This window comes from Providencia sp. PROV076, assembly GCF_028483405.1.
Classification (GTDB): domain Bacteria; phylum Pseudomonadota; class Gammaproteobacteria; order Enterobacterales; family Enterobacteriaceae; genus Providencia; species Providencia huaxiensis.
On sequence record NZ_JAMPRR010000003.1, the window covers coordinates 166,245 to 192,928 of the forward strand.

Genomic DNA, 26,684 nt, shown 5'->3' on the forward strand with positions numbered 1-26,684 from the left:
TAATAAATAATTAAAAACCCCTATTCCTTTATCATTTTAAGGCTGTTTTGAGGTCATGCATAGCAAATAGCGTAAATCTGGTTATTTCTAGTTGTATACGGGGAATTACCTCTTTTACCTACTTGGTAGTATGTATTTTTATAGCTGCTATCGTTAATATTTCTCATAAATACACATATAAAAAATGCGGTTTATCAATACGTTTTAGTTTTTTTGTTGGCAATGTAAAGGAAAAAAACATGGTTGATCTCACCCGTCGGGGAGTATTAACTGGTGCGTGGCGCAGCGCGGCTCCAGTGGTTCGGCCGCCATGGAGTGGTAGTGAAACGCAATTTATTGAATTGTGTACCCGTTGCAATGCCTGTGTTGAGAGTTGCGAAACGGCAATTATCCAACCGGGAGCAGGGGGCTACCCTGTTGTTGATTTTAAGCGTGGTGAATGTACATTTTGCTATGCATGTGCAACAGCATGTCCAGAACCTATTTTCCTTCCAAAACATTCCCAACCTTGGGATATCTCAATTTCGATTGGCCAAAATTGTCTTGCTTATCTTTCGATTGAATGTCGTCGTTGCCAAGACAGTTGTGAGCCTGAAGTCATCTCTTTTCGTCCGTCAATGGCAGGTATATACCAGCCAAAAGTAGAAACACCAGGTTGTACAGGCTGTGGTGCTTGTGTAGCAGGTTGCCCAGTTTCAGCCATTACCGTGGAGCATGAACATGCACAGTAACTATCAAGTGTGCAGTTTAATAGTACAAGTAAAAAGTGAGCGACTGTCTACTGTGGCCGAAGAAATTAATCAATTTTCTAATTGTGAGGTGGCGTTAAGCGCCCCAGAAAACGGAAAACTGATTGTGGTTGTTGAAGGGCAAGGTAGTAGAACGTTGTTAGATACTATTGATTTAGTACGCGATATTGACGGCGTACTAGATGTTTCGCTGGTTTACCACCAGCAGGAAGAGCAAGGTGAGGAAGATTATGAAACTCAGTCGTCGTAGCTTTATGAAAGCCAATGCGATAGCGGCCGCTGCTGCGGCGGCAGGTATTGGCGCACCGAGCATTGCGAAAGCAGTGGTTGGTCAACAAGAAAGTATTAAATGGGACAAAGCCCCTTGCCGTTTTTGTGGGACAGGCTGTGGGGTACTGGTGGGAACTCAAAATGGTCGCATTGTGGCCAGCCAAGGTGACCCAGAAGCGCCAGTAAACCGTGGTTTAAACTGTATCAAAGGGTATTTCTTACCAAAAATCATGTACGGAAAAGACCGTTTAACGCAGCCAATGTTGCGTATGAAAGACGGTGAATATGACAAAAATGGGGAGTTTACACCGATCACGTGGGAACAAGCCTTTGATGTTATGGAAGAAAAAGTCAAAACCACATTAAAAGAAAAAGGCCCAGAAGGGATCGGTATGTTCGGTTCGGGCCAGTGGACAGTTTGGGAAGGCTATGCAGCATCAAAACTGTTCAAAGGTGGGTTCCGTTCTAATAACTTAGACCCTAATGCACGCCACTGTATGGCTTCTGCGGTAGTGGGCTTCATGCGTACTTTCGGTATGGATGAACCAATGGGCTGTTATGATGACATTGAGCATGCTGACGCGTTTGTCCTTTGGGGCTCAAACATGGCAGAAATGCACCCAATCTTGTGGTCTCGTATTACTAACCGCCGTTTGTCTAACCCTGACGTGCGTGTTGCCGTGTTATCGACTTTCAAACACCGTAGCTTTGAATTAGCCGATAACGGCATCGTCTTTACACCACAATCTGACTTAGTGATCCTGAACTATATTGCAAACTATATTATTCAAAACAATGCAGTTAATCAGGAATTCCTCGATAAACACGTGAATTTACGTCGTGGTGCTACAGATATCGGTTATGGATTACGTCCAACTCACCCACTCGAACAAAACGCGAAAAATGCAGGTTCTGACGCATCTGAGCCAATGACGTGGGATGAATATAAAGCCTTTGTTGCGGAATATACTTTAGACAAAACCGCAGAAATGACGGGTGTTCCAAAAGATCAGTTAGAAGAGTTAGCTAAACTTTACGCAGACCCTAAAACTAAAGTGGTTTCTTACTGGACCATGGGCTTTAACCAGCACACTCGTGGTGTTTGGGCAAATAACTTAGCGTATAACCTGCACTTACTGACAGGCAAAATTTCTCAACCGGGTTGTGGGCCATTCTCATTAACAGGCCAGCCATCCGCGTGTGGTACTGCACGTGAAGTGGGTACGTTCTCGCACCGTTTACCTGCTGACATGGTGGTTACCAATGAAAAACACCGTGAGAAAGTCGAAGGTGTGTGGGGACTACCCGCTGGGACTATCCCTGAAAAAGTCGGTTTACACGCCGTTGCCCAAGACCGTGCTTTAAAAGACGGTAAATTGAATTTTTACTGGGTTATGTGTAACAACAACATGCAAGCGGGCCCGAATATCAACCAAGAGCGTATGCCTGGTTGGCGTGACCCACGCAACTTTATCGTGGTTTCTGACCCCTATCCAACGGTCAGTGCGTTAGCCGCTGACTTGATTTTACCGACGGCAATGTGGGTAGAAAAAGAAGGCGCTTACGGTAATGCGGAACGTCGTACTCAATTTTGGCGCCAACAAGTTAAAGCACCAGGCGAAGCGAAATCTGACTTAATGCAGATGGTGTTGTTCTCAAAACGCTTTACAACGGATGAAGTGTGGCCTGAAGAGTTACTCGCGAAAAAACCTGAATTACGCGGTAAAACGTTGTATGACGTGTTATTCGCTAACCAAGCGGTAACGAAGTTCCCTGTGAGCGAGTTAGCAGAAGACCAACTTAACGATGAATCACGTGAATTAGGCTTCTACTTACAAAAAGGGCTATTCGAAGAGTACGCAGGCTTTGGTCGCGGTCATGGTCATGACTTAGCGGATTTTGATGACTATCACAAAGCGCGCGGTATCCGTTGGCCAGTGGTTGATGGCAAAGAAACTCAGTGGCGTTACAGCGAAGGAAATGACCCTTATGTTGAAGCTGGTGCTGGCTATCAATTCTACGGTAAACCCGACGGTAAAGCGGTAATTTTTGCACTGCCATTTGAGCCTGCAGCTGAATCGCCAGATAAAGAATATGACTTATGGTTATCAACAGGTCGTGTTTTAGAACATTGGCACACTGGTAGTATGACTCGTCGTGTTCCTGAACTACACCGTGCTTTCCCTGAATCTCTAGTGTTTATTCATCCAATCGATGCAAAAGAGAGAGGTTTACGCCGTGGTGATAAAGTCAAAGTGGTTTCACGTCGTGGTGATGTGACAACAATTGTTGAAACACGCGGCCGTAACAGACCACCAAAAGGCTTAGTTTACATGGCGTTCTTTGACGCTGCGCAGCTAGTGAATAACTTAACACTGGATGCAACCGATCCGCTTTCAAAAGAAACGGATTACAAAAAATGTGCCGTTAAACTGGAAAAGGTGTAATTGCTCATGCCCCAGAAAGCTAAGTCTCAACAGGCTAAGTCCCAGAACAGCCGTCGTCGCTTTTTACGCGATGTCGCCCGCACTGCGGGCGGGTTGGCGGCTGTTGGTGTGGTGCTGGGGCTTCAGCAACAAACTTCCCGTGCGAGTGGCGTCAAGCTCCGCCCGCCGGGCGCCCTTGATGAAAAAACATTTGCCAGTGCATGTGTCCGTTGTGGGCAATGCGTTCAAGCCTGCCCGTATGACATGTTGAAGTTAGCGACATTGGCATCAGGCTTGGCTTCTGGAACGCCATACTTCATCGCTCGAGAAAACCCGTGTGAAATGTGTGAGGACATTCCTTGCGCTAAGGTTTGCCCAAGTGGCGCATTGGATAAAGACATTGAGTCGATTAACGATGCACGCATGGGGTTAGCCGTTTTACTCGATCAGGAAAACTGCCTGAATTTTCAAGGGCTAAGGTGTGATGTATGCTACCGCGTATGTCCACTGATTGATGAAGCCATCACATTGGAACTGGAACAAAACCACCGAACCGGTAAGCACGCGCGCTTCTTACCCACAGTCAATAGCAACTACTGCACCGGATGCGGTAAATGTGAACAAGCCTGTGTATTGGAAGAGGCAGCTATCAAGGTATTACCAAGGTCGTTGGCAAAAGGTGAGTTAGGGCACCATTACCGCTTTGGTTGGCTGGAGGGTAACAATGGCGAATCGTAAACGTGATGCCGGACGTGAAGCTCAGGCAAAAAAAGGCTGGTGGCAAAGCCACAAATGGTTGGTGTTTAGACGCATAAGCCAATTGCTGGTGTTAGCGATGTTCCTAAGTGGGCCTTGGTTTGGGGTGTGGATTTTACATGGTAACTACAGCAGTAGCTTATTGTTAGACACCGTACCTTTGACTGATCCCTTAATTACGTTAGAGAGCTTAGCAAGTGGTTACTTACCGGGGATCTCCGCGCTAATTGGGGCTGCTATCGTATTTGGGGTTTATGCACTGTTGGGTAAGCGCATTTTCTGTAGTTGGGTCTGCCCTGTAAACCCAGTGACGGATGCCGCAGCGTGGTTAAGACGTAAGTTTGATTTTAACCAGTCTGCAACCATACCCCGCAATATTCGCTATGTATTGCTGGTGGTGATCCTGATCGGCTCTGCGATTACAGGCACCTTACTTTGGGAATGGCTTAATCCCGTTTCATTAATGGGGCGCAGTTTAATTTTTGGTTTTGGCAGCGGTGCATTGGTTTTAGTTGCACTGTTTTTATTCGATTTATTAGTTGTGGAACATGGTTGGTGCGGTCACCTTTGTCCATTAGGTGCGCTATATGGCGTAGCTGGGTGTAAAGGTGCATTGGTTGTTACAGCGGAAAATAAAGAAAACTGTAGCCGTTGTATGGACTGTTTCCACATTTGCCCGGAGCCGCAAGTTCTGCGCGCACCGGTCCTAGATAAACAAGCTCCAGCGCAGATATCAGATAAGGATTGCATCACTTGCGGTCGTTGCATCGATGTTTGTTCTGAGGATGTTTTTAAAATAACACTAAGATGGAGTTCGGGAGCGAAATCATGAAAAATCCTGTCCTGAAAAAGACGATCAGCCGTTGGGTGGCTGGAATGGCCTTTGTTGTAAGCAGTCTTGTTTGGGCTGCTAATGGTGTAGACCTGACCCAATCACCAGAAGTATCCGGTACGTCAGAAGGAAGCATTCATATTCCGAAAGAGCAAGAAAGAATGGCATTAAACTATGTGAATCAACCACCAATGATCCCACATAGTGTTGAAGGTTATCAAATTACCACTAATACTAATCGGTGTTTGCAATGCCATGGCGTGGAAAATTATCGTACCACAGGGGCACCAAGAGTTAGCCCAACGCACTTTATGGATGCAACAGGCAAAGTCCTCGGCGAAGTCGCACCAAACCGTTACTTCTGTCTACAGTGCCACGTGCCGCAATCAGACACAGCACCGATTGTTGATAACACATTTACCCCATCCAAAGGTTTTGGGAAATAAGGGGGAATTATGTCAAATAACAATGATAAGCAAACACATGATGACAAGCCGAAGAAAAAGGGTTTGTTTGGGCTAATCGGCCGAGTATGGCGGTGGTGGCGTAGGCCAAGCCGTTTAGCATTAGGAACCTTATTACTGATTGGTTTCGTGAGTGGTGTTATCTTCTGGGGCGGCTTCAATACGGGTATGGAAATGGCCAATACGGAAGAGTTCTGTATTAGCTGCCATGAAATGCGTGAGAATGTCTATGAAGAATATATGGATACTATTCACTATACTAACCGTAGTGGTGTCCGTGCAACTTGCCCAGATTGTCACGTACCGCATGAGTTCGGCCCCAAAATGGTGCGTAAAATTCAAGCGAGCAAGGAGTTATACGGAAAAATTTTTGGCATCATCGACACGCCTCAAAAATTTGAAGACCATCGGTTAGCGATGGCGCAAAGCGAGTGGCGACGGATGAAAAATAACGACTCACAAGAGTGTCGTAACTGCCACAACTTTGAGTATATGGATTTCACGGCACAAAAAGGGGTTGCAGCTAAAATGCATGACCAAGCCATCACGGATGGCAAAACCTGCATTGATTGCCATAAAGGGATCGCCCATAAGTTGCCGGACATGCGTGAAGTTGAACCTGGCTTTTAATTTAAGGTAATCATTTTATGATGAGTTATACCGATGAATTATAAGTAATGATCAATAAATAGGCTGGTTATGCGTTTGAGTATGATCAGCCTAAGTTATATTTGTGTTAAATCAATATATTTGCTTTTTTAATGTGTATTGTATGATTCTGTCACGCAGCATTTACTAACAATATAATAAATCAGGGTAATTAAACTATGTGGAAAAAGCTTCATCAACTTGCCATCCCAGTTAACCTTTACCGGTTATGTGGGCGTCTAATACCGTGGTTTATCATATTGAGTGTAATTTGTTTAGCAGTGGGATGGATTTGGGGATTTGGCTTTGCGCCAACCGATAAAGTCCAAAGCCAAAGTTATCGTATTATGTATATCCATGTGCCTGCTGCAATGTGGTCAATGGGGATCTATGCCACCATGGCGATCACCGCTTTTGTCGGTCTCGTATGGCAAATGAAAGTCTCTGAATTGGCGATAGCGGCGATGGCACCAATAGGGGCGGTATTTACCTTTATTGCATTAGTTACAGGTGCGACATGGGGTAAACCAATGTGGGGTGCATGGTGGGTATGGGATGCACGTTTAACCTCTGAATTAATTCTATTTTTTCTGTATGTGGGGATTATTGCTTTATGGCATGCGTTTGATGACCGCCGTACAGCAGGAAAGGCCGCTGCAATTTTAGTATTAATTGGTGTGATTAACTTACCTATCATTCATTATTCAGTTGAATGGTGGCAAACCTTGCACCAACCATCTACACGTATGCAAGAAAGCATCGATCCTGTAATGCGTACGCCACTACGTTTAGCTATCCTTGGTTACCTGTTTCTTTTTATCTCATTAACGTTAATCCGTTTACGTAGTCAATTATTGATGTTAGAACGTAACCGTCCATGGGTATTAGATATTGTGAATAAAAAAGGACGTCAATCATGACTAGCGCATTTGCATCTTGGAGTGAGTTTTGGGCGATGGGCGGCTATGGTTTTTATGTATGGCTGGCGGTTGCGCTGACATTAATACCTATTTTGTTACTCTGTTTGCATACATACATACAAAGAAAAATGATAATAAATGCAATTATTCAACAGCAAGCTCGTGAAGTAAGACAAAAAGCAGCAAGAGCGCGTAGGGAGGGAGTGTGAATATTCGTCGTCGTAACCGACTTTGGTTGATCTGTTCCATATTGGTTGGCGTGGGGTTAACCCTCGCATTGATTCTCTACGCATTGCGCTCAAGTATTGACTTGTTTTATACCCCCGGTGAAATCATCTACGGTAAGCGGGAAACTCAGCAAATCCCTGAAGTTGGGCAACGTTTGCGCGTTGGCGGCATGGTGATGCCCGGTAGTGTGGTACGTGATTCTGACCCTGTCTCTAATGCCGTCAATATCACTTTCACGGTTTATGATGCCGAAGGTGAAGTAGACGTAAGTTATCATGGAATTTTGCCTGACTTATTCAAAGAAGGGCAAGGTGTTGTTGTTCAAGGGGAATTACAAGAGAATAATCATATTTTAGCGAAAGAAGTGCTTGCTAAACATGATGAAAACTATACGCCACCAGAGGTTGAAAAGGCGATGCAGGAAAACCATCGCAGGCCAGCTGCTGCCTATAAGGACAATGCATCATGATCCCTGAAATTGGTAGCGTTTTACTGTGTTTGGCATTAGGTCTTGCCGTTTTGCTGTCTTTTTACCCGCTATGGGGAGTGGCACGCAATGATGCCCGCCTGATGGCATCATCGCGTCCATTAGCATGGTTACTTTTTCTCTGTGTAACAGGGGCATTCCTAGTATTAGTGAATGCCTTTGTTGTTAATGATTTCTCAGTCACTTATGTTGCCAATAACTCGAATACGCAATTGCCAATTTGGTATCGTGTTGCTGCAACATGGGGAGCTCACGAAGGCTCATTATTACTTTGGGTATTATTAATGAGCGGCTGGACATTTGCGGTAGCAATTTGCAGTTACCGAATGCCTCTCGACATTGTCGCCCGTGTTTTGGCCGTCATGGGGATGGTTAGCGTTGGTTTTTTACTGTTTATCATCTTCACTTCAAATCCGTTTTCGCGCACGCTGCCGGCCTTTCCGATTGAAGGGCGTGACCTCAATCCATTACTGCAAGACCCCGGGCTGATTTTCCACCCACCATTGTTATATATGGGCTATGTCGGCTTCTCAGTGGCATTTGCCTTTGCGATTGCGGCATTGTTAAGTGGCCGGTTAGATAGCTCTTTCACGCGCTTCGCTCGCCCTTGGACGATGGCAGCATGGTTCTTTTTAACACTGGGGATCATGTTAGGTTCCGCATGGGCTTATTATGAATTAGGTTGGGGGGGCTGGTGGTTCTGGGACCCAGTGGAAAACGCTTCCTTTATGCCATGGTTAGTGGGAACAGCATTGATCCACTCACTTTCCGTTACTGAACAGCGAGCCACGTTTAAAGCCTGGTCACTATTATTGTCGATTTTTGCTTTCTCACTGTGTTTACTCGGGACTTTCTTAGTCCGTTCAGGGGTATTGGTTTCTGTACACGCCTTTGCCTCAGACCCATCTCGAGGGTTATTCATCTTAGCCTTCATGGTGTTAGTGATTGGCGGCTCTTTATTGGTGTTTGCACTGCGTGGGCACAAAGTACGCTCAAGAGTTAACAATGCGCTATGGTCTCGTGAATCCATGTTATTGGGCAATAACGTTATCCTAACAGCAGCGATGTTAGTCGTGTTACTCGGTACATTGCTACCGTTGGTCCATAAACAAATTGGTCTGGGTACGATTTCCATTGGTGAACCGTTCTTTAATACCATGTTTATCGCGTTGATGGTGCCATTTGCCTTGTTACTTGGAATTGGCCCACTCGTACGCTGGGGGCGTGACCGCCCTGCGGCTATCAAAAAATTATTAATCATTGCAACGGTATTAACCGTTATTCTCTCTTTTGCCTTACCATTATTAATGGAAGATAGGGTAGAAGCGTTGACGGTTGTCGGCTTAATGATGGCGTGCTGGATAGCTATTCTTGCGTTCGCGGAAATGCGAGTGCGCATCAGTAAGAAAATCAAGCTCACGCCAAGTTATTGGGGAATGGTACTGGCGCACTTAGGTTTAGCGGTAACCATCGTCGGTATTGCCTTTAGCCAAAATTACAGTATTGAGCGTGATGTGAAAATGAAGCCGGGCGATAGCATTTCAATTCGTGCTTATACCTTTGTATTTAATGGGGTAAAAGAGGCTGATGGCCCTAACTACCAAGGCGTTATTGGCAGTATTTCAGTGAAAGAGAAAGACAAAGTCATCGGTGTTTTAATGCCAGAAAAACGTTTTTATAGCGTTAGCCGAGCAGTTATGACCGAAGCCGCGATTGATGGCGGTTTTACTCGCGATTTATATGCCGCATTGGGTGAGGAAATTGCTAAAGATACGTGGACGATGCGTTTGTATTATAAACCGTTTGTTCGTTGGATCTGGTCTGGTGGCGTATTAATGGCTATCGGTGCGTTATTTTGCTTGTTTGACCCACGTTATCGTCGTCGTAAATTACAAGGGGAAACAGCATGAACCGCAAAGTCTTCTTAATTCCTTTTATTATTTTTGCAGGAATTGCTGCGGTTCTGTTATGGCAATTGATGCGTAATGCAGAAGGGGATGACCCTCGCTTATTAGAATCCGCTTTAATTGGTAAGCCAGTGCCCGTTTTTCGCCTTGAGTCACTAGAAAACCCCGGTCAACATTATGAATCGGATGTGCTAACACAAGGGCAACCTATCTTGTTGAATGTTTGGGCAACATGGTGCCCAACATGCCGTGCAGAACATCAATATTTGAATGAATTGTCTGCACAAGGTGTCCGTGTGGTCGGGTTGAATTATAAAGATAAACGGGATAAGGCCATTGTGTGGTTACGTGAGTTGGGTAACCCTTATGCTCTGAGTTTATTTGATGGTGAAGGTATGTTAGGCCTTGATTTAGGGGTATATGGTGCACCTGAAACGTTCTTAATTGATGGCAATGGTGTGATCCGTTATCGTCACGCAGGGGCAATGGACGAGCGCGTTTGGGAAAAAGAATTTAAACCCCTTTGGGAGCGCTATAATCAGGAGGCGAACCAATGAGGTATTTATTGGGTTTATTGATGTTAGCGTTAAGTGCAATGGTGACATATGCATCGACAGAAGTGTTTACTTTCGATAATGAACAGCAAGAGCAGCAATTCCGTAAGTTAACCGAAGAGCTGCGTTGTCCTAAATGTCAAAACAACAGTATTGCGGATTCTAACTCAATGATTGCACTGGACTTGCGTCAAAAAGTGTATGAGTTAATGAAAGAAGGCAAAAACCGCGATGAAATCGTTGATTATATGGTTGCGCGCTATGGTTACTTCGTCACTTATAACCCACCTCTGACACCGCTCACGGTGATGCTATGGGGGTTACCATTTGTTGCTATAGCGGTAGGCGGCTGGATCATTTTTGCCCGTTCTAAAAAACGCGTTAGATTAAAACAGGTTGAGCAGGGTGATGAGGAAGCATTGCCTGAGGCCTCTCGTACCAGCAATTGGGTTTATTTACCCGGGTTTATCATCGCATTAGGTGTTGCGGGTGGGGCTTATTATCAGGTAGGCAGTTACGAGAAAGTGGCAGATTGGAATAATGCCTATCAACAAGCCCCTGCTTTGTTAGATAGAGCACTAGACCCATCTGAGCCGCCACTCAATAATGCGGAAATGGAACACCTTGCTTTAGGGTTACGCACTCGATTGCAGGAAGACCCGCAAAATGTAGAAGCGTGGGAAATGCTAGGCCGTATTGGTATGGTGTTGGGGAATGCTACTATGGCAACCGATGCCTATGGCCGTGCTTATCGCCTAGCCCCTAAAAATGAAAATGTAGTGATGGGATATGCGGAGGTTTTGACGCGCTCTTCTGATCCTGAAGATAACCGCCAAGGTGCAGAATTACTTAAAAAGCTGATCGCAGAAGACCGCACTAATGTGAAAGCATTGAGTATTTTTGCATTCAATGCATTTGAGCAAGAACGCTACGCTGAAGCCATTTCTGCTTGGCAAATGATGCTAAAACTGCTGCCAGAGAATGATCAACGTCGTCCTATTATCGAACGCAGTGTTGAACAAGCTCTGATGATGGTGCATGAAAAGAAAGGGCAGCCTTCCGATAAGTAAGTTTTTTCACTGATAGTGTTATACAGGTGTTCGCCTGTATAACACTCCCTTTCATATTATAATCCACGATTTTGATTACTTCGGTTTGTTAAAGATAGCTGATATCAATTCTTTTAATATAGTTTGAGTTTATAACTAGATAAAAGGAAGCAATATGGCCACTCAACTAATGCGTAATTATCATCAAACCAATATCTCTCACCCAGTCGTATCAGGTTTGAATAAACTCCCATTAGATAAAGAAGTTAAAAGAAAGCTTGTGAATCAGCAGCTAGAATTAAATAAATTTGCTGAAAGTATTAAAAAAAAGCAGATTGACCGGAAAGGGTCAAAAATTCCCACTCGTGTTTTTACTTTAAGACATGCCTATTCAGAGCCTTCAAATATTCATCAAAAAAATATATCAGGGGCATTGGCATTAAATCGGTCGGTTTCGGAGCCAAGCAATCTAAATCGCTCCCACAGGACGCCAGTTCAAAAGAGGACATTAGCGAGAGCGCAACCTAATTATCAGCCAAGTCAGGCTCCAAGAAGCCCACAATATATTCAAAAAGCAAAAGACGACAAGATCGCCGCATATCAATCACTCTCTGATGTGGTTAAAAATTTTCTTAACGAAAAGCTCAGCTATAAAATTTTGGTCACTTTCAAAAAAGGGTTAGCTGGCAAGGAAGTAAAAAAATATATGGTTGCTTATGAAGAATTTAAACAAGGTGTTAGCGATAAAGAAAAAGAGCAATATTTACAGATTAAATTGAGTGGTTTGACGCCAGATAACCGATTTCAATCAACCAAAACGGTTTGGATTGAACTGGATAAACTCAAGCCAATTCAAACTAAAGAAGAGATAACCAAGGTAATGGTTAACACAAAATGGTCTCATCTAAATCGCTAGGGTTAGATGGTTAATAGCCAAATAATGTTAAAGTAAATAATGAGCTTATTATTTACTTTAATTTCAATCTGTTGTATTGAGAATAGATATTTAATCAATAGATTGATTTTAATCAGCAATTGTCTGTTTTTTAGTCTTTTGTATGCGATGCTGCGCTGTGGTTAACATTAATTTTGAAAATGAATAACAACACCCTTCCAAATAAGATACAATTCCGCACTATAAAATTCGTACTGAGATGACGGAAAAACGTTGCACCTGCGCCCTTTTATCAAACAGCTATCCGCTTATCTTGCTTTGCTTGCCATTGCAATGTTGTTTATTGCACCTTTGGTTTCTAAGTCCATGGTGCATATGGACACTTGTACAGATATACAAAGTGAGATGGTAGACTCTTCTATGCATTCGCATCACAGTATGCCTATGTCTGAAGGCTGTGACGTTTCTATACCAATGAACCATATGTTAATGACGGGGATAGGGCAGTCTCCGATGGAAGATATTGCATGTGGTTACTGCCAATTATTGATCCACTTCCCATTTCTTATCTTACTTATTGCTGCGGTTATTCGGCAATTTGCCACGCTAACTCTATTTATTCCCTTTGAGAGTTGCACTCACATTTGGTTATTTAGACCATGGTCATTACATCTCGCTCGAGCCCCACCAATCTCCTGATTTCTTAATATTATAAATTTTCAAATTAATTAAATTGCTACTTTTGCTTTTATTGTGCAAAGCGTTTTCGTTCATCTTGAATTTCTTTGATTTTTAAGAGGTTCCCCCTTGAGGGCTGAAAATGTATTTGTAAGCTAAGAGGTGAAAGCAGCGTAGCTATACTCTAAGAAACAGGTAAAAAATGAACACACACGTTTTTAAAGTGGCTCCTATTGCAACACTGGTAATTAGTGCAATTTTTACGGCGTCTACAGCCGCTAAAGCTGAAATTAACCAAAGCCCAATCTCAGATAGCTCAGTGATGATTGTGACTGCGCCAGTTGATTCACCATTAACGATTACGACATCACCTAAAACACCAAGGCAGCCCGTCCCTGCGAGTGATGGTTCTGATTATCTCAAAACTATTCCGGGTTTTTCACAAATACGAAACGGTGGGACTAACGGTGATCCTGTTTTTCGTGGCATGTTCGGCTCGCGTTTGCGTATTTTGACCAATGATAGCGAGATGTTAGGTGCATGTCCTTCTCGTATGGATGCGCCTACATCTTATATCTCACCGGAAAACTTTGATGTACTGAATATGATTAAAGGCCCTCAAACTGTTTTATGGGGGCCTGGGAACTCTGCGGGAACCATCCGTTTTGAACGTGAAAAACTGCTATTTACTGAAGCAGGAATGAAAGGAAACGCGAGTGTTTTAGCCGCATCTAATGAGCGTTGGGATGGCAATGCAGATGTGAGTTTAGGTAATGAGTCTGGCTACATTCGCGTTATTGGCAATAAGTCACGTTCTAATGATTATAAAGATGGTAATGGGGACAAAGTACCGTCTAAATGGGACAAATGGAATACTGATATTGCGGTTGGTTGGACACCTGATGAATACACATTATTAGAGTTGACTGCTGGTAAAGGCGATGGGGAAGCTCGCTATGCGGGGAGGGGAATGGATGGCTCTCAGTTTAAACGCGAAAGCTTAGGATTGCGCTTTGAGAAAAGTAATCTCAGCGATGTGTTAGATAAAATTGAAGCGAATGTCTATTACAATTATGCCGATCATATAATGGATAACTACTCGCTTCGTTCTCCATCAGGTGGCGGAATGAGTGGTGGTCATATGGGGCATGGTGGCCATGGCATGATGAATATGCCAATGAAAATGCGAGTTGACCGTGAAACCATGGGGGGGCGAACGATGGGAACATGGTTATGGTCAGACTATGAACTGCGTGCCGGCGCAGACATGCAAACCAATAAGCATCGAAAAAACAATCACAATAGCTGGAAAAAAGATGCACAATTTCAAGATTATGGTGTTTTTAGCGAGCTAACTTGGCATCCAACTGAGCAAGGCAAAGTGGTCAGCGGGGTACGTTTAGACCGCGTGATAGTCGAAAATAATACAGGAGTAGGTTCTTCAGGGCGTAATACTGTGATGCCAGCAGGCTTTGCGCGTTATGAGCATTCTTTATCGGGTACGCCTGTCATGTTATATGCAGGTGTCGGTTATACAGAACGCTTTCCTGATTATTGGGAATTGTTCTCGCCTAAACTCGGCCCGGATGGTAGCAATAATGTGTTTGATAAGCTAAAAACTGAAAAAACGACTCAGCTAGATATTGGAGCTAAATATAGCCATGAAGACACCAATGCATGGGTTTCTGCATATGTAGGGCGTGTTGATGATTTTATTCTCTTCCGTTATAGCGCAACAAATCCAAGAATGAGCCAGGTGGAAAATGTGGATGCGTTAATTATGGGAGGAGAACTCGGTGTTGCACAAAAACTCAGTGATGAGTGGAAAGCGGATGCAAGCCTTGCGTATTCATGGGGCGAAAACCGTACAGATGGAAAGGCATTACCGCAAATGCCACCGTTGGAAAGCCGATTTGGCTTATCGTGGGAAAAAGGCGATTGGACCACGACAGGCTTAGTACGAGTCGTGAGCCGCCAAAATCGCGTTGCCATTAATGATGGTAATGTAGTGGGTAAAGATTTTAGCAAAAGTGCGGGTTTCACAATTTTTTCATTAAATACAGCGTATAAAATTAATGAAAACATGAAATTAAGCGCAGGTGTTGATAACCTTTTTGACAAAACCTATAGCGAGCACCTTAATTTAGCTGGAAACAGCGGTTTTGGCTATTCATCCAACGTGCCAGTGAATGAACCAGGGAGAAATTTCTGGGCAAAAATGAATGTGACTTTTTAATTATTAGCTCAACAACCCATACAACTTTTGTGTGGGTTGCTTGCTGGCTGGTTGTTAAATAGCTATTTGTTAAATACCTAGTCGTTAAATAATAACGGGAATATAATAATTTAGTTCTTGAATGAAATGGCGTGAATCATTAATGAATGCCTCATAAGAGGGTTTAGACTTTAGGACATATTGCTCAACATCAGGCCCTTCACCACGGACGATATCCATTTCAGCAAGCACCTTCCCATAAGCAGTATAGATAATGTCATTGTAATCTATACCATGAAGGCTACTAGTGATTTTGATTTCTAAATAATTTCCTGAGGGTAACTGTAAGTTAGTTGCTTGCGGAAGCGCAATACTAACATCTTGTTCATCTAGAGCCGTGGTATATAGGAAATGCCCTTCTGCATTAGCGCTTTGGTCAATACCATGGATAGCATATAAATGCTGCGTGACATAAGGGTTTTTCTCAAAAAAAGCCCTCCAATAGTATCGGCGCAGTTCATCGGTTTTTAGGTTCCACTCATTAATATCTTTAGTATAACGATGCTTAGTTCCGAGTAAGTTGATTGCGGGTAACTGAGCCAATTTAACTTGAACACTGAGCTCTTTACTCTCTCGTAAAGGTAAACAGAACCCTTCAACTTTCCATCCTTCTCGTTTTCTATATTCAGAAGGGGTCAGATTAAATTGCTTTTTAAACGCGCGGCAAAAAGTTTGTTGCGAGTCAAAGCGGTATCTTAGAGAAATGTCCATTATGCTGTCATTTGTTAGTCGTAATGCGACAGCAGAACAAGAAAGACGTCTTGCTCGGATATAGGAGCCAAGTGCGAGTCCTGTTTGGTTTTTAAATAGGCGCTGAAAGTGCCATTTTGTGTATCCTGATTTATCGGCAACAGTATCTAGGGATAGGCGAGATTCTAAATTTTGTTCTATCCAGAGAATGATTTCCCTGATAACACTTTCTTGTAGCATGATTATCCTTTCAGGTCTCTTTTACTTACCAATAAAATAAGAGGTCATATAATAACTCAGTGTGATGACTGGTAAGTATTCATAGGTGCTCGTAATAGGATAGCATGCTAACTGACAATTTTATTAAAAAGATGTGAAGTTAAGTAAGTTTTGATAAGGGAGGGGTTAGATTGAATGCTTAAATACACTTGTTAGGCGTTTACGTAATTTGCCTAATTTTTACATACTGTGTATAGACTGAAAGTAATGAATATGGCATAAGTGTGAGACATAATTTTATTTACATCTAAGACGATCTGTTATAGTAATCTATTTTAGAGATTCAAAATAAGATTGAAATAATGTAACTTACTAATCTTAAAAGTGCTTTAACCTTATAAGCGTAATATAGAATGTCTTATTATTATTACCTGAATCTAATCTTGTTATTTCGACTAATAAATAAAAAAAAACGTCTTTTTTTATGATGAAAAAAATTTTTCTTTATTATAATTGCTTTGTGGAAACTTATTGATACGGATGAATACAAATTGTCACGAATTTCCTAAGGTTATAACATTAAATTTGGCAATATAGTTTTATCAAATTGGAAATGTAAGCTAGAATTTAAATTAAATTGGAAATACAATTTATTAGCTGGTGACTGACTATAACCTAGTTTCTATCTTTATTGGGTCTTAAAGTGTTATGTGATGACCATCACAACTAAAATGTAACAATGAAATAGATATAATCTAATTATATCATCTGCTTATCTGGTTTTTCTGTTTGTTTTTCATTAATGGATTGTCTTAAAACGATTCATTTAATCAGAGTTTTATTATTTTAAGTCAATTTATAAATTTACGGTTGGTGATAATTTACGCACCGGTTGATAATATTCATTTTAATATTTAGTAGAGGTTATTATGGGCAAGGAAAGCATTGCTAAAATGCTAGGGATAAAAATCCGAAAACAGCGAGAAAACCATAAAATATCGATAGAAAAAATGGCAAGCTTAATCGGTGTAACAGAAGAAGAAATGAATCGATTCGAGACTGGCGAAAGTTGCATTGATGTTGATTCATTATTTCAATTTGCTTATCTTTTCAATGTTGATCCTACGTCTTTTTTATATGGCGTCGTAAATGTAAATGGTGGTACATATAGCTCAATACATTGATTATAAGTGATTTAGGTGTGTTACAAATAATATTGCATTATTTACTTGTAGAATAATATTACTTGTTACTATTAGGGTTATCTTTATATTTTATAGAAATCAAATATATCCATAGGTATTTAGCTGTTTTATTACTTTATCTGTTAGTTCATTAGCGCGACTCCATTGATTAATCTTAGCTAACTTTGTGTTGCTACCGAGTCTTAAAACAAATTGGTCGAGTTGCTCTACAATAAAATTATTTTGATTAATTTCTTGATTTCTTTCATTAAAAGGGAGATTTTTCTCTACTTCATATCGGTTATTACATTGTTTTAAAGACAGTTTGTCTGAAACCTTTCCTGTATTGAAAAAGATTTCAAATGAAATCAATAAACCACCTTCTTGGCGAAAGTTAATCATCAATACATCGCCATCAGCTCTTTTCGTAAAGGGATGTGAGTATTGGATCGCAGGGTTTGAAAGTACAACATCAGGTATTAAAGATAACAATAGTTCTATATTTTTTGCGATAGTGTTTCGTAATGTATTGAATGGCAATTGGTTTTCAGTCTCTAATATTCTGTGTGTTACGATACGTAATAACCCTGTTTCTGTGCCACGTTTAGACATTAATGACGTTTTTATTTGGTTGAACTGGTAATCAAAGCTAAGAGGCTGGCTATAGTTAATCAATGTGTCATGGAATATTGCTTTCTTTAATACTTCCTTCAATTCGCTTTCACTATAGTTGGGGATATCATTTAATAGGATATCTTTTCCTGCTGTTACAGCCATCTGAATAGCAAATTTTAGTAACTCATCACTGCAAGTGGACGTCATTATGATGCAATCAACATCGTCATTATTGATCAGTTCTTCTATCTTTTTCTTTTGGCACATAAAGTCAGTCATAGAAGGGAGTGATGGAGTCAAATGGCAAATTGACTTTAGCTCACTATGATGGGTGCAGCATTTTATCGCATCAATATAAAGTTGGTTATAAGGTGCTGTGCCGATTAAACCAATACCAGAGCGATTAATTGACGTGACAGAATGCTGTTCTTCAAGTAAACGAAGGTGGCCGAGTAAATAAAGAAAGTGTGTATTTAACATGCTTAGCCCTCATTCTTGGTTTTATCTAACGCGAGATATAATCCCAACATAGCAGGGTGAAATAATAATTTCATTTGATTGTCTTTTTAGAATTTGTATTTTCTGATGAGATTCACAAATCCAAGAAAAAGATGAAACTTAATTAACATTCAATAAATACGTTTATGTTAATGAGGGAGAGGATTGGAAGGGGCTCTGAATTAATGGAGGTGTTTAATTACAGAGCCGTATAACTTAGACTAAGCTGCTGCCCTGGCGATAGGCTAATGCCACTGTCAGTGATTGTGCTAAACATAAGGTGGCTGATTGCGAACGAAATGCATCTACTTGGGCTTCTTTGATAACAAAACAAACATCACTGAAACTTGCCAACGGGCTGATTTGGCTGTCAGTAATAACGATCTGTTGTGCGCCTGCTTGAGCTGCTTTCTCACTTACCATGACCGTTTCCGAGGCGTAAGGTGTGAAACTGATTGAAATAACAACGTCATTTTCACTGATCCGGCTGATCTGCTCCTTGAACATCCCACCAAGTCCATCAATGAGTACTGGGCGACATTCCAAATGGCTAAGGGCGTAGCTCAAATACGTTGCAACGCTGAATGAGCGACGCAAACCGATAATGTAGATATTTTGTGCGTTCGCTAATAACGATACCGCTTTTTCGATATCATCTGCGGGAGTTCTAGCTGCCATTTGTTGCAAAGCTTGGGCGTTAGAGTGCGCGAATTCCTTCAAAATTTGTGAAGGATCATCACTTAGTTCTTGAGAGCCATCCATTTCACGAAACATGCGCGCTCTATCGGTGTAGCTGGCGGTTTCTTCAACAAGGTTCATACGAAACAATTGTTTCATTTCATTAAACCCACTGAAATTAAACGCATTTGCAAAACGGATCAGTGTCGAAGGCGGAACTTTCGCTTCTTTTGCAATGACGGCGACAGTATCAAATGCGACGCTATTCGTATTGTCTAATACGTAGCGTGCCACTTGCTGTAGCCGTTTACTTAATTCGTCGTATCGCGAGCGAACCTGCTCTTGAAACTCATTTAAATTTGATGCACTTGACATATAACCTCCAGAATTTGGCTCTAATTGTAGTTGTTTTACGGCGTTAGTCGAATCTTTTTGAAACACTTAGTTCATATTTAAAAATTTTCTTTTCTTGAAATCTCAAAATAATTTGAATTTGGGATAATAAATTGAACAGCTTACATCAATTTGTTCTCTTGTTTTCTTGATTGAAAGCAAGACATATTTTGCTCAACACAACAGCCAAATAGCCAATAAATAAGTGATGAAAGTAAGTTTAAGTCTGGTGTTTTTTCGTCACTATTAGAAATTGCATAAAAACTTTGTCTAGATCACATAAATTGAATGTTATTTCAAATTTAGTTGTAAATGAAACAAATATTTCATATACATTGAGTAACTAGGTAACTCTGTCAGCTAAAGAGAGGCAACATGGAACAGATTCATAATTTTATTGGTGGTGAAATAGTATCCAGTAAAAGTGGGCGTTTTGCGCCCGTATTCAACCCAGCAACGGGGGAGCAAAGTGCTCAGGTTGTGCTTAGCAGTGCCGATGAAACAAAAAAAGCCATTGAAATTGCGAATAAAGCATTTCCTAAATGGTCAAAACTTTCTCCTTTGAAACGTTCTCGGATCTTATTCAAATTTAAAGCATTGCTTGAAGAGAATATGGATGAACTGGCGCGTTTAATATCACAAGAACACGGTAAAGTTTTTTCTGATGCGGTAGGTGAATTAACTCGTGGCTTGGAAGTTGTTGAATTTGCATGTGGTATTCCTCACTTACAAAAAGGTGAGCACTCAGCCAATGTTGCTACAGGGGTTGATAGCCACTCATTAATGCAGCCTTTGGGCGTTTGTGTGGGGATCACGCCATTTAATTTCCCAGCAATGGTACCGATGTGGATGTTCCCTGTGGCTATTGCAACAGGAAATACCTTTGTTTTAAAACCGTCAGAAAAAGATCCTTCTTTAGCTTTAGCATTAGCTAAATTGTTAAAAGAAGCTGGCTTACCTGATGGCGTATTTAACGTTGTTCAAGGGGACAAAGAATCTGTCGATGTGCTCTTAACTGCGCCAGAAGTTCAGGCAGTTAGTTTTGTTGGTTCAACGCCTATTGCTGAATATATTTACACGACGGCATCTGCTCATGGCAAGCGCTGCCAAGCACTCGGTGGTGCGAAAAATCACTGTATCTTAATGCCGGATGCGGACATGGGGCAGGCAGCTAATGCTATTATGGGCGCGGCATTTGGCGCTGCAGGTGAGCGTTGCATGGCATTATCCGTCGTCTTGGCAGTCGGTGATGAAACAGCAGATACACTCATTGCTAACTTGAAAGGCCAAATTGCTAAAATGTCCGTTGGTCCTGGTATTACCGAAGGCAAAGAAAATGACATGGGACCCGTCATTTCAGCACAGCATAAAGCTAAAATCTGTGACTATATTACCAGCGGTGAAAAACAAGGTGCGACTTTATTGGTTGATGGCCGTGATTTTAAAGTTAAAGGCTTCGAAAATGGTTATTTTGTAGGGCCAACATTATTTGATAATGTCACCCCTGAAATGGACATTTATAAAGAAGAAATTTTTGGGCCTGTATTAGCGGTGGTGCGTGTTCCAGATTTCGAAACAGGTTTGAAACTAATTAACCAACATGAATATGGTAATGGAACAGCGATTTTTACCCGTGATGGTGAAACTGCGCGTGAGTTCCAAGAAAATGTCCAAGCGGGGATGGTTGGCATCAATATTCCGATTCCAGTACCGATGGCATTTCACAGTTTTGGTGGTTGGAAACGCTCTATTTTTGGTCCATTAAATGTACATGGAAATGACGGTGTTCGCTTCTATACTCGCATGAAAACAGTCACTAGCCGTTGGCCTGCAAGCGTTCGCTTAGAACACCATGAAAGTAGTTTCACAATGCCTACCATGGAATAAACGGAGACCCGTATGAATAAGCAGAAAATGACGACAGCTCAAGCGTTGGTTAAATTTCTAAACCAACAATACGTTGATGTTGATGGTGAGCAGTATCCGTTTATTCAGGGGGTATTTACGATTTTTGGCCATGGTAACGTTGTGGGGTTAGGTCAGGCGCTTGAAGAGGTGCCTGGGCATCTACGTATTTACCAAGGTTGCAATGAGCAAGGCATGGCTCATATTGCCACAGGCTTTGCAAAGCAAAAAAAACGTAAACAAATTTTTGCGGTTACGTCCTCTGTTGGCCCTGGTGCTGCGAATATGATCACAGCTGCAGCAACAGCAACGGCGAATCGCATCCCACTGTTATTACTACCAGGCGATACCTTTGCAACACGTCAGCCAGATCCCGTTTTGCAGCAAGTTGAACAGTATGGTGACGGAACAATAAGCACCAATGACTGTTTTCGTCCTGTTTCACGTTATTGGGATAGGATCTCACGGCCTGAGCAATTGATGGCGGCCATGATCAATGCGATGCGAGTGTTAACTGACCCTGCAGATACTGGTGCAGTAACCATTTGCCTTCCGCAAGATGTTCAAGGTGAGGCGTGGGATTACCCTGATTACTTTTTTGAAAAACGGATTCATCGTATTGAGCGTAGGCCACCGACGACGGTGAGTATCGAAGAAGCCGTAAATTTGATCCGCAGTAAGAAAAAACCACTGCTTGTGTGTGGCGGTGGTGTACGTTACTCCGAAGCTCACGAAGCATTTTTGCAATTTGCTGAAGATTATCAGATTCCATTTGGTGAAACCCAAGCGGGTAAAAGTACTGTGGTTGCCTGCCATCCCTTGAATATGGGGGGAATTGGGACAACAGGTGGGTTAGCCGCAAACTTGTTAGCTAAAGAGGCCGACTTAGTTATTGGTGTCGGTACGCGTTTTACTGATTTTACCACCGCATCAAAGTCTTTATTTAGTCATCCAAATGTGAAGTTCTTGAATATCAATGTTGCGGAGTTTGATGCAAGTAAGTTAGATGCATTGAAAGTGGTTGCGGATGCCAAAGAAGCATTACAAGCACTGAGTATAAAATTGAAAGATCCTCACTATGAAACTCAATGGGGGGATGAAATTCAGCAGGCTAAGCAACAGTGGAAGGATGAGCTAGAACGATTATTTAGTATTCAGTATCGCCCATTGGATTTTGTTCCTGAGATTGCAGGCCATCTTGATGATAAGCTTGAAGAATACAGTAAAACTTTAGGTACAGAGCTGGCGCAAACACGGGTATTAGGTTTGATGCAACAATACATGGAAGACGATGCCATTATTGTCGGGGCAGCAGGTTCATTACCGGGTGATTTACAACGTATTTGGCTACCAAAACAACGAGATACCTATCATCTTGAATATGGCTATTCATGCATGGGGTACGAAATTGCGGCCGCTGTTGGGGCTAAAATTGCTGCGCCGAAGCAACCTGTTTATGCGATGGTCGGAGATGGTTCTTATTTGATGTTACACAGCGAATTACAAACCGCGATTCAGGAGAATATCAAGGTCACCATCTTACTGTTTGATAATGCAGGATTTGGTTGTATTAATAACCTGCAGATGAGCCAAGGAATGGGGAGTTTTGGTACAGAAAACCGCTACAGGAACCCACAAACGGGCTTGATGGATGGGCCGTTAGTGAAGGTGGACTTTGCCAAAAATGCAGAAAGTTATGGCTGTAAAAGTTATCGGGTACATGATGAGAAACAATTGATTGCGGCCCTGGAAGACGCTAAATCTCATTCAGGCTGTGTATTGATTGATATTAAAGTACTCCCAAAAACAATGACAGATGGCTATGAAGCGTGGTGGAGGACAGGAACAGCACAAGTTTCTAAAAAGCCTCAAATAGTTGCTTCCGCTGAAAAAATTAAACAAATGATTGAGCATAAAGTTCGTCTTTATTAATCAATCTATTGCGGTAGTGCTTTATATTATCGAAATAACTCGACGGTGTTTTACCGTCGAGGAATGTTCTTCGTTTTCTTAATGAGTCAGATGTAACTAAGTAGGGTAGTTATTGGAAATTTAGCAAGGATTGCTTTGGTTTTAATTTACATTTTGGTTTTAATTTACATAGTGGTTATTACTTGTCGTTCTATATTTGTCATACTTCAAGTTGCATGGGGAACTGCGCTACGCTAGTCGCCTACGTTTAACTCGAATTATTTGGATCATATACCCAGCTTAGGCTGGGTTTTTTATGATTCTTATAGTTTAAAAAATGCATAATTGAAATATATGTTTTATTTTGGGGTGGGTGAAAATTTAAAAAAGAGGCTATGAAAAATTAATATGCCAGCAAACACAGACTTTATTGTTAAATGCTTCTCGCTTACATTGTCAATTTGTGATCTGAATAACACTAAAAATACACTTTAATATAACATTTGTTATCCAGAGCCCAAAAATATAACTTTCAAAAAATTATAAATTGAAATGAATGTTTTATTTGGTATATTCCATAATATCCAAATAGTGGATTTAAGGTATCAAGGAGCATTTGAATGTTCAATATAGCACTATTCGGCGCAGGACGTATCGGACAGGTTCATGCTGTTAATATTGCCGGCCATAAAGAAACTAAACTTTATTCTGTCATCGACCCTTACCAACCGAATGCGGTTGCCTTGGCTGAAAAATACCAAGCAAAAGTGCAGACGACAGAAGAAGCGATGCAAGACCCTAATGTACAGGGTGTCTTAATTGCATCAGCCACAGATACTCACGCTGATTTAATCGAACTAGCCGCTAAACATAAAAAAGTGATCTTCTGTGAAAAACCGGTTCATCTAGACCTTGAGCGTGTGAAACAGTGTTTAAAAAGTGTGAAAGACCATAATGTTCCACTGTTCATTGGTTTTAACCGTCGCTATGACCCTCAATTTCGCCACTTGAAAAATTTATTCCAACAAGGCGCGATTGGTAAAGCAGAATCTTTAATTATCACGTCTCGCGACCCATCACCACCACCCGCAGAATACGTCAAAGTCTCTGGTGGTATGTTCAGAGATATGACTATTCATGATTTTGATATGGCTCGCTTTATGATTGGTGAAGAGCCTTGTTCTGTCTACGCACAAGGCAGTAATGTTGTAGACCCTGCTATTGGTCAAGCAGGTGATATTGATACCGCGTTTATTATCTTAAAATTCCCATCTGGTGCAATGGCGACAATTTCTAATAGCCGTCGTTCAGGTTATGGTTATGACCAACGGATTGAATTGCATGGTGAAAAGGGCTTATTAACGGCAGGAAATATCAAAGAGAATAGCGTTGCGCTTTTAAGTGAAGTTGGGTGCTTATCTGCTAAGCCAGAATATTTTTTCCTGCAACGTTACCACGAAGCATACAAAGCAGAGTGGCAGCATTTTGTTGATATCTTAGCAGGTCGTACGGTGCCTGAAACGACAGGTACCGATGGCGAGCTAGCTTTATATCTTGCAGACAAAGCACTGGAGTCACTCAAAACAGGTAAAGAAGTTAAATTGTAATTAATACGATAATACTATTTAACTTGGTTATAAACTTGCGGTTAAAAAACGCTTTTTGGCCGCAATAGTGAATATATTTATTTATCAATGAATATATAAAATATTGACCTTACATTTTATTTAATACTCTTTAGGCTTTCAATGAACAGAGATTAATTGAGGCTGTTGTAATCTTATTTTTTTAATTTAGCTGCTGTATTTATTATTTTAAATTTGCGAAAACTATTTTTAATAAGTTTATAGAACAGGCCTAAAGCTAGCAAAGTAGCGATTCAAACCAGAGTGCCAGAAATCATTTCATTATTTAATCTTTAACATTAAACATTTATTTAAATATTGAAAAATTGTTTTTTTGGTAAGACATAATGATTCAAATAATAAGGTAATAATATGTCATTAATCATGAATCTCAATCAACAACAGAGAAAAAGGTTGCACCAAATAACCTTGGTTGCAACCTTTGGTGGATTACTATTTGGTTATGATACAGGCGTCATTAACGGTGCATTTTCATCATTGAAAGAAAACATGAGCTTAACGCCAACCACGGAAGGGCTGGTGATGAGTGTCCTATTAGTGGGCGCGGCATTAGGCAGTGTGTGTGGTGGACGTGTAGCAGATTTTATTGGACGTCGGACTTATTTGCTTTATCTCTCATTTCTGTTTTTATTTGGGGCATTTTTATCTGCAGCAGCCCCAAATATTGAAATTCTTCTTATTGCTCGGTTTATATTGGGCTTTGCGGTGGGTGGGGCCTCTGTGACGGCACCGACATTTATCTCTGAGGTGGCTCCGACTGAAATGCGGGGAAAACTCACCGGGCTAAATGAAGTTGCTATTGTTATCGGGCAGTTAGCGGCATTTGCTATCAATGCGATTATTGGTTCAATTTGGGGCCACCTTCCTGATGTTTGGCGTTATATGCTGTTAGTACAAGCTGTGCCCGCACTGTGCCTGCTATTTGGTATGTGGAAAGCACCTGAAAGCCCGCGTTGGTTAATGAGTAAAAACCGTCGTGAAGAAGCCTTGAAAATACTAAAGCAAATTCGCCCTGAAAAGCGTGCCATTCAAGAATATGAAGATATCGTGACCTTGTTAGATGTTGAAGCTGCGGAAGCTAAACGTCATCCGAATGCCAATAAACAAAATTTAGCGTTAATTTTTAATACGCCTTGGATTTTTAAATTGGTATTAATTGGGATGGTGTGGGCGGCATTACAGCAAACGACCGGGGTTAACGTTATTATGTATTATGGTACAGAAATTCTCAAAACAGCGGGTTTTTCTGAGCAAACCTCTTTAGTTTTCAACGTATTAAATGGTGTTTTTTCTGTTGGTGGTATGGTGATAGGGGTGTTATTCCTTGTCGACAGATTTAAGCGTAAAACACTGATAGTTGGTGGTTTTGCACTAATGGCATCGCTACACTTATTGATTGCAGCAACAGATTACTTCTTAACAGGGGATGTTAAAGCCACATTAATTTGGTTACTTGGTGCGGTATTTGTTGGGGTTATGCAAGGAACGATGGGCTTTTTAACGTGGGTGGTTCTTGCCGAGCTATTCCCACTTAAAATTCGCGGGTTATCCATGGGGATCTCGGTCTTCTTTATGTGGATTATGAATGCGATTGTGAGTTATTTATTCCCTGTATTACAAGCAGAACTTGGTTTAGGCCCAGTATTCTTAATTTTTGCGGTAATAAACTACTTAGCTATCGTTTTTGTGGTGAAGTTATTGCCAGAAACATCAAACAAATCATTAGAGCAATTAGAAGAAGAGCTCTCATCAATGTAATTATTACTTATTGGTGGTGTGAATATACCTAATTAACTTAATCGAGGGT

24 protein-coding genes are annotated in these 26,684 nt (G+C 41.4%); 21 read left to right on the forward strand and 3 right to left on the reverse strand.

The window, feature by feature from the left end; genetic code table 11:
* Nucleotides 1-239 precede the first annotated feature (239 nt).
* From napF to PSF67_RS03190, 16 genes are all read left to right on the forward strand, one after another.
* Nucleotides 240-731, forward strand: coding sequence for a ferredoxin-type protein NapF (napF, locus tag PSF67_RS03115; protein WP_004262238.1), 492 nt, complete (start codon nt 240-242; stop codon nt 729-731).
* Nucleotides 721-999: a chaperone NapD gene (gene napD, locus PSF67_RS03120; protein WP_181490085.1), complete on the forward strand. Its 279-nt coding sequence runs from the start codon at nt 721-723 to the stop codon at nt 997-999. Before napF ends, napD begins: the two co-directional genes overlap by 11 nt.
* Nucleotides 980-3,466: a nitrate reductase catalytic subunit NapA gene (napA, locus tag PSF67_RS03125; RefSeq protein WP_166265495.1), complete on the forward strand. Its 2,487-nt coding sequence runs from the start codon at nt 980-982 to the stop codon at nt 3,464-3,466. Before napD ends, napA begins: the two co-directional genes overlap by 20 nt.
* 6 nt (nt 3,467-3,472) lie before the next feature.
* Nucleotides 3,473-4,183, forward strand: a complete 711-nt coding sequence (napG, locus tag PSF67_RS03130) for a ferredoxin-type protein NapG (RefSeq protein ID WP_102139976.1) — start codon at nt 3,473-3,475, stop codon at nt 4,181-4,183.
* Nucleotides 4,170-5,033, forward strand: a complete 864-nt coding sequence (napH, locus tag PSF67_RS03135; protein WP_102139975.1) for a quinol dehydrogenase ferredoxin subunit NapH — start codon at nt 4,170-4,172, stop codon at nt 5,031-5,033. Before napG ends, napH begins: the two co-directional genes overlap by 14 nt.
* Nucleotides 5,030-5,479 (forward strand): nitrate reductase cytochrome c-type subunit, encoded by a 450-nt coding sequence (gene napB, locus PSF67_RS03140; protein ID WP_004913351.1) that lies wholly within the window; start codon nt 5,030-5,032, stop codon nt 5,477-5,479. The genes napH and napB overlap by 4 nt, the downstream gene beginning before the upstream one ends.
* Before the next feature lie 9 nt (nt 5,480-5,488).
* A complete protein-coding gene (gene napC, locus PSF67_RS03145; protein ID WP_102139974.1) occupies nt 5,489-6,127 on the forward strand; it encodes a cytochrome c-type protein NapC in 639 nt (212 codons plus the stop codon).
* 197 nt (nt 6,128-6,324) lie between these two features.
* Nucleotides 6,325-7,065, forward strand: a complete 741-nt coding sequence (locus PSF67_RS03150) for a heme ABC transporter permease (protein ID WP_272676515.1) — start codon at nt 6,325-6,327, stop codon at nt 7,063-7,065.
* Nucleotides 7,062-7,274 (forward strand): heme exporter protein CcmD, encoded by a 213-nt coding sequence (gene ccmD, locus PSF67_RS03155; protein ID WP_004262214.1) that lies wholly within the window; start codon nt 7,062-7,064, stop codon nt 7,272-7,274. The genes PSF67_RS03150 and ccmD overlap by 4 nt, the downstream gene beginning before the upstream one ends.
* Complete coding sequence (gene ccmE / locus PSF67_RS03160; protein WP_036958480.1) at nt 7,271-7,762, forward strand: cytochrome c maturation protein CcmE; 492 nt, start codon at nt 7,271-7,273, stop codon at nt 7,760-7,762. Before ccmD ends, ccmE begins: the two co-directional genes overlap by 4 nt.
* Nucleotides 7,759-9,690, forward strand: a complete 1,932-nt coding sequence (locus PSF67_RS03165; RefSeq protein WP_102139971.1) for a heme lyase CcmF/NrfE family subunit — start codon at nt 7,759-7,761, stop codon at nt 9,688-9,690. Before ccmE ends, PSF67_RS03165 begins: the two co-directional genes overlap by 4 nt.
* Nucleotides 9,687-10,244, forward strand: coding sequence for a thiol:disulfide interchange protein DsbE (gene dsbE, locus PSF67_RS03170; RefSeq protein WP_272676516.1), 558 nt, complete (start codon nt 9,687-9,689; stop codon nt 10,242-10,244). The genes PSF67_RS03165 and dsbE overlap by 4 nt, the downstream gene beginning before the upstream one ends.
* Complete coding sequence (locus PSF67_RS03175; RefSeq protein WP_272676517.1) at nt 10,241-11,311, forward strand: cytochrome c-type biogenesis protein CcmH; 1,071 nt, start codon at nt 10,241-10,243, stop codon at nt 11,309-11,311. Before dsbE ends, PSF67_RS03175 begins: the two co-directional genes overlap by 4 nt.
* Nucleotides 11,312-11,465: 154 nt before the next feature.
* Nucleotides 11,466-12,206, forward strand: coding sequence for a hypothetical protein (locus PSF67_RS03180; protein WP_210848570.1), 741 nt, complete (start codon nt 11,466-11,468; stop codon nt 12,204-12,206).
* 312 nt (nt 12,207-12,518) lie between these two features.
* Nucleotides 12,519-12,884, forward strand: coding sequence for a DUF2946 domain-containing protein (locus PSF67_RS03185; RefSeq protein WP_395349629.1), 366 nt, complete (start codon nt 12,519-12,521; stop codon nt 12,882-12,884).
* 181 nt (nt 12,885-13,065) lie between these two features.
* Nucleotides 13,066-15,099: a TonB-dependent copper receptor gene (locus PSF67_RS03190; RefSeq protein WP_272676518.1), complete on the forward strand. Its 2,034-nt coding sequence runs from the start codon at nt 13,066-13,068 to the stop codon at nt 15,097-15,099.
* 84 nt (nt 15,100-15,183) lie between these two features.
* Here PSF67_RS03190 and PSF67_RS03195 read toward each other — a convergent pair whose 3' ends face one another.
* Entirely contained in the window at nt 15,184-16,068 is an 885-nt protein-coding gene (locus tag PSF67_RS03195) for a helix-turn-helix domain-containing protein (protein WP_166265486.1), read from the reverse strand.
* A gap of 908 nt (nt 16,069-16,976) precedes the next feature.
* On the opposite strand from PSF67_RS03195, the gene PSF67_RS03200 reads away from it, so the two are divergent.
* On the forward strand, nt 16,977-17,231 hold the full coding sequence (locus PSF67_RS03200) for a helix-turn-helix domain-containing protein (RefSeq protein ID WP_102137344.1): 255 nt from the start codon (nt 16,977-16,979) through the stop codon (nt 17,229-17,231).
* A 99-nt stretch (nt 17,232-17,330) separates the two neighbouring features.
* Here the strand turns inward: PSF67_RS03200 and PSF67_RS03205 are convergent, their stop codons facing one another.
* Together PSF67_RS03205 and PSF67_RS03210 are read right to left on the reverse strand one after the other, a co-directional pair.
* The gene (locus tag PSF67_RS03205) at nt 17,331-18,326 is read right to left on the reverse strand and encodes a hypothetical protein (protein WP_229597474.1); all 996 of its coding nucleotides are present in this window, start codon (nt 18,324-18,326) and stop codon (nt 17,331-17,333) included.
* A 234-nt stretch (nt 18,327-18,560) separates the two neighbouring features.
* Entirely contained in the window at nt 18,561-19,397 is an 837-nt protein-coding gene (locus PSF67_RS03210) for a MurR/RpiR family transcriptional regulator (RefSeq protein WP_166265483.1), read from the reverse strand.
* 393 nt (nt 19,398-19,790) lie between these two features.
* Between PSF67_RS03210 and PSF67_RS03215 the strand changes: the two genes are divergently transcribed.
* The 4 genes from PSF67_RS03215 to PSF67_RS03230 all read left to right on the forward strand — a co-directional run bounded on the left by PSF67_RS03215 (nt 19,791) and on the right by PSF67_RS03230 (nt 26,635).
* On the forward strand, nt 19,791-21,302 hold the full coding sequence (locus tag PSF67_RS03215) for a CoA-acylating methylmalonate-semialdehyde dehydrogenase (RefSeq protein WP_102137345.1): 1,512 nt from the start codon (nt 19,791-19,793) through the stop codon (nt 21,300-21,302).
* Nucleotides 21,303-21,314: 12 nt separating this feature from the next.
* Entirely contained in the window at nt 21,315-23,252 is a 1,938-nt protein-coding gene (gene iolD, locus PSF67_RS03220) for a 3D-(3,5/4)-trihydroxycyclohexane-1,2-dione acylhydrolase (decyclizing) (RefSeq protein WP_272676519.1), read from the forward strand.
* Between the two features lie 599 nt (nt 23,253-23,851).
* Nucleotides 23,852-24,838, forward strand: a complete 987-nt coding sequence (gene iolG / locus PSF67_RS03225; RefSeq protein ID WP_102137347.1) for an inositol 2-dehydrogenase — start codon at nt 23,852-23,854, stop codon at nt 24,836-24,838.
* 390 nt (nt 24,839-25,228) lie between these two features.
* The gene (locus PSF67_RS03230) at nt 25,229-26,635 is read left to right on the forward strand and encodes a sugar porter family MFS transporter (RefSeq protein WP_102137348.1); all 1,407 of its coding nucleotides are present in this window, start codon (nt 25,229-25,231) and stop codon (nt 26,633-26,635) included.
* Nucleotides 26,636-26,684: the final 49 nt, after the last annotated feature.

What these genes read in the sequence shown, in the direction of transcription:
- napF (WP_004262238.1), top strand. Translation starts at nt 240, where the DNA reads ATGGTTGATCTCACCCGTCGGGGAGTATTAACTGGTGCGTGGCGCAGC.
- napD (WP_181490085.1), top strand. Translation starts at nt 721, where the DNA reads ATGCACAGTAACTATCAAGTGTGCAGTTTAATAGTACAAGTAAAAAGT.
- napA (WP_166265495.1), top strand. Translation starts at nt 980, where the DNA reads ATGAAACTCAGTCGTCGTAGCTTTATGAAAGCCAATGCGATAGCGGCC.
- napG (WP_102139976.1), top strand. Translation starts at nt 3,473, where the DNA reads ATGCCCCAGAAAGCTAAGTCTCAACAGGCTAAGTCCCAGAACAGCCGT.
- napH (WP_102139975.1), top strand. Translation starts at nt 4,170, where the DNA reads ATGGCGAATCGTAAACGTGATGCCGGACGTGAAGCTCAGGCAAAAAAA.
- napB (WP_004913351.1), top strand. Translation starts at nt 5,030, where the DNA reads ATGAAAAATCCTGTCCTGAAAAAGACGATCAGCCGTTGGGTGGCTGGA.
- napC (WP_102139974.1), top strand. Translation starts at nt 5,489, where the DNA reads ATGTCAAATAACAATGATAAGCAAACACATGATGACAAGCCGAAGAAA.
- PSF67_RS03150 (WP_272676515.1), top strand. Translation starts at nt 6,325, where the DNA reads ATGTGGAAAAAGCTTCATCAACTTGCCATCCCAGTTAACCTTTACCGG.
- ccmD (WP_004262214.1), top strand. Translation starts at nt 7,062, where the DNA reads ATGACTAGCGCATTTGCATCTTGGAGTGAGTTTTGGGCGATGGGCGGC.
- PSF67_RS03165 (WP_102139971.1), top strand. Translation starts at nt 7,759, where the DNA reads ATGATCCCTGAAATTGGTAGCGTTTTACTGTGTTTGGCATTAGGTCTT.
- dsbE (WP_272676516.1), top strand. Translation starts at nt 9,687, where the DNA reads ATGAACCGCAAAGTCTTCTTAATTCCTTTTATTATTTTTGCAGGAATT.
- PSF67_RS03175 (WP_272676517.1), top strand. Translation starts at nt 10,241, where the DNA reads ATGAGGTATTTATTGGGTTTATTGATGTTAGCGTTAAGTGCAATGGTG.
- PSF67_RS03180 (WP_210848570.1), top strand. Translation starts at nt 11,466, where the DNA reads ATGGCCACTCAACTAATGCGTAATTATCATCAAACCAATATCTCTCAC.
- PSF67_RS03185 (WP_395349629.1), top strand. Translation starts at nt 12,519, where the DNA reads ATGTTGTTTATTGCACCTTTGGTTTCTAAGTCCATGGTGCATATGGAC.
- PSF67_RS03190 (WP_272676518.1), top strand. Translation starts at nt 13,066, where the DNA reads ATGAACACACACGTTTTTAAAGTGGCTCCTATTGCAACACTGGTAATT.
- PSF67_RS03195 (WP_166265486.1), bottom strand. Translation starts at nt 16,068, where the DNA reads ATGCTACAAGAAAGTGTTATCAGGGAAATCATTCTCTGGATAGAACAA.
- PSF67_RS03200 (WP_102137344.1), top strand. Translation starts at nt 16,977, where the DNA reads ATGGGCAAGGAAAGCATTGCTAAAATGCTAGGGATAAAAATCCGAAAA.
- PSF67_RS03205 (WP_229597474.1), bottom strand. Translation starts at nt 18,326, where the DNA reads ATGTTAAATACACACTTTCTTTATTTACTCGGCCACCTTCGTTTACTT.
- PSF67_RS03210 (WP_166265483.1), bottom strand. Translation starts at nt 19,397, where the DNA reads ATGTCAAGTGCATCAAATTTAAATGAGTTTCAAGAGCAGGTTCGCTCG.
- PSF67_RS03215 (WP_102137345.1), top strand. Translation starts at nt 19,791, where the DNA reads ATGGAACAGATTCATAATTTTATTGGTGGTGAAATAGTATCCAGTAAA.
- iolD (WP_272676519.1), top strand. Translation starts at nt 21,315, where the DNA reads ATGAATAAGCAGAAAATGACGACAGCTCAAGCGTTGGTTAAATTTCTA.
- iolG (WP_102137347.1), top strand. Translation starts at nt 23,852, where the DNA reads ATGTTCAATATAGCACTATTCGGCGCAGGACGTATCGGACAGGTTCAT.
- PSF67_RS03230 (WP_102137348.1), top strand. Translation starts at nt 25,229, where the DNA reads ATGTCATTAATCATGAATCTCAATCAACAACAGAGAAAAAGGTTGCAC.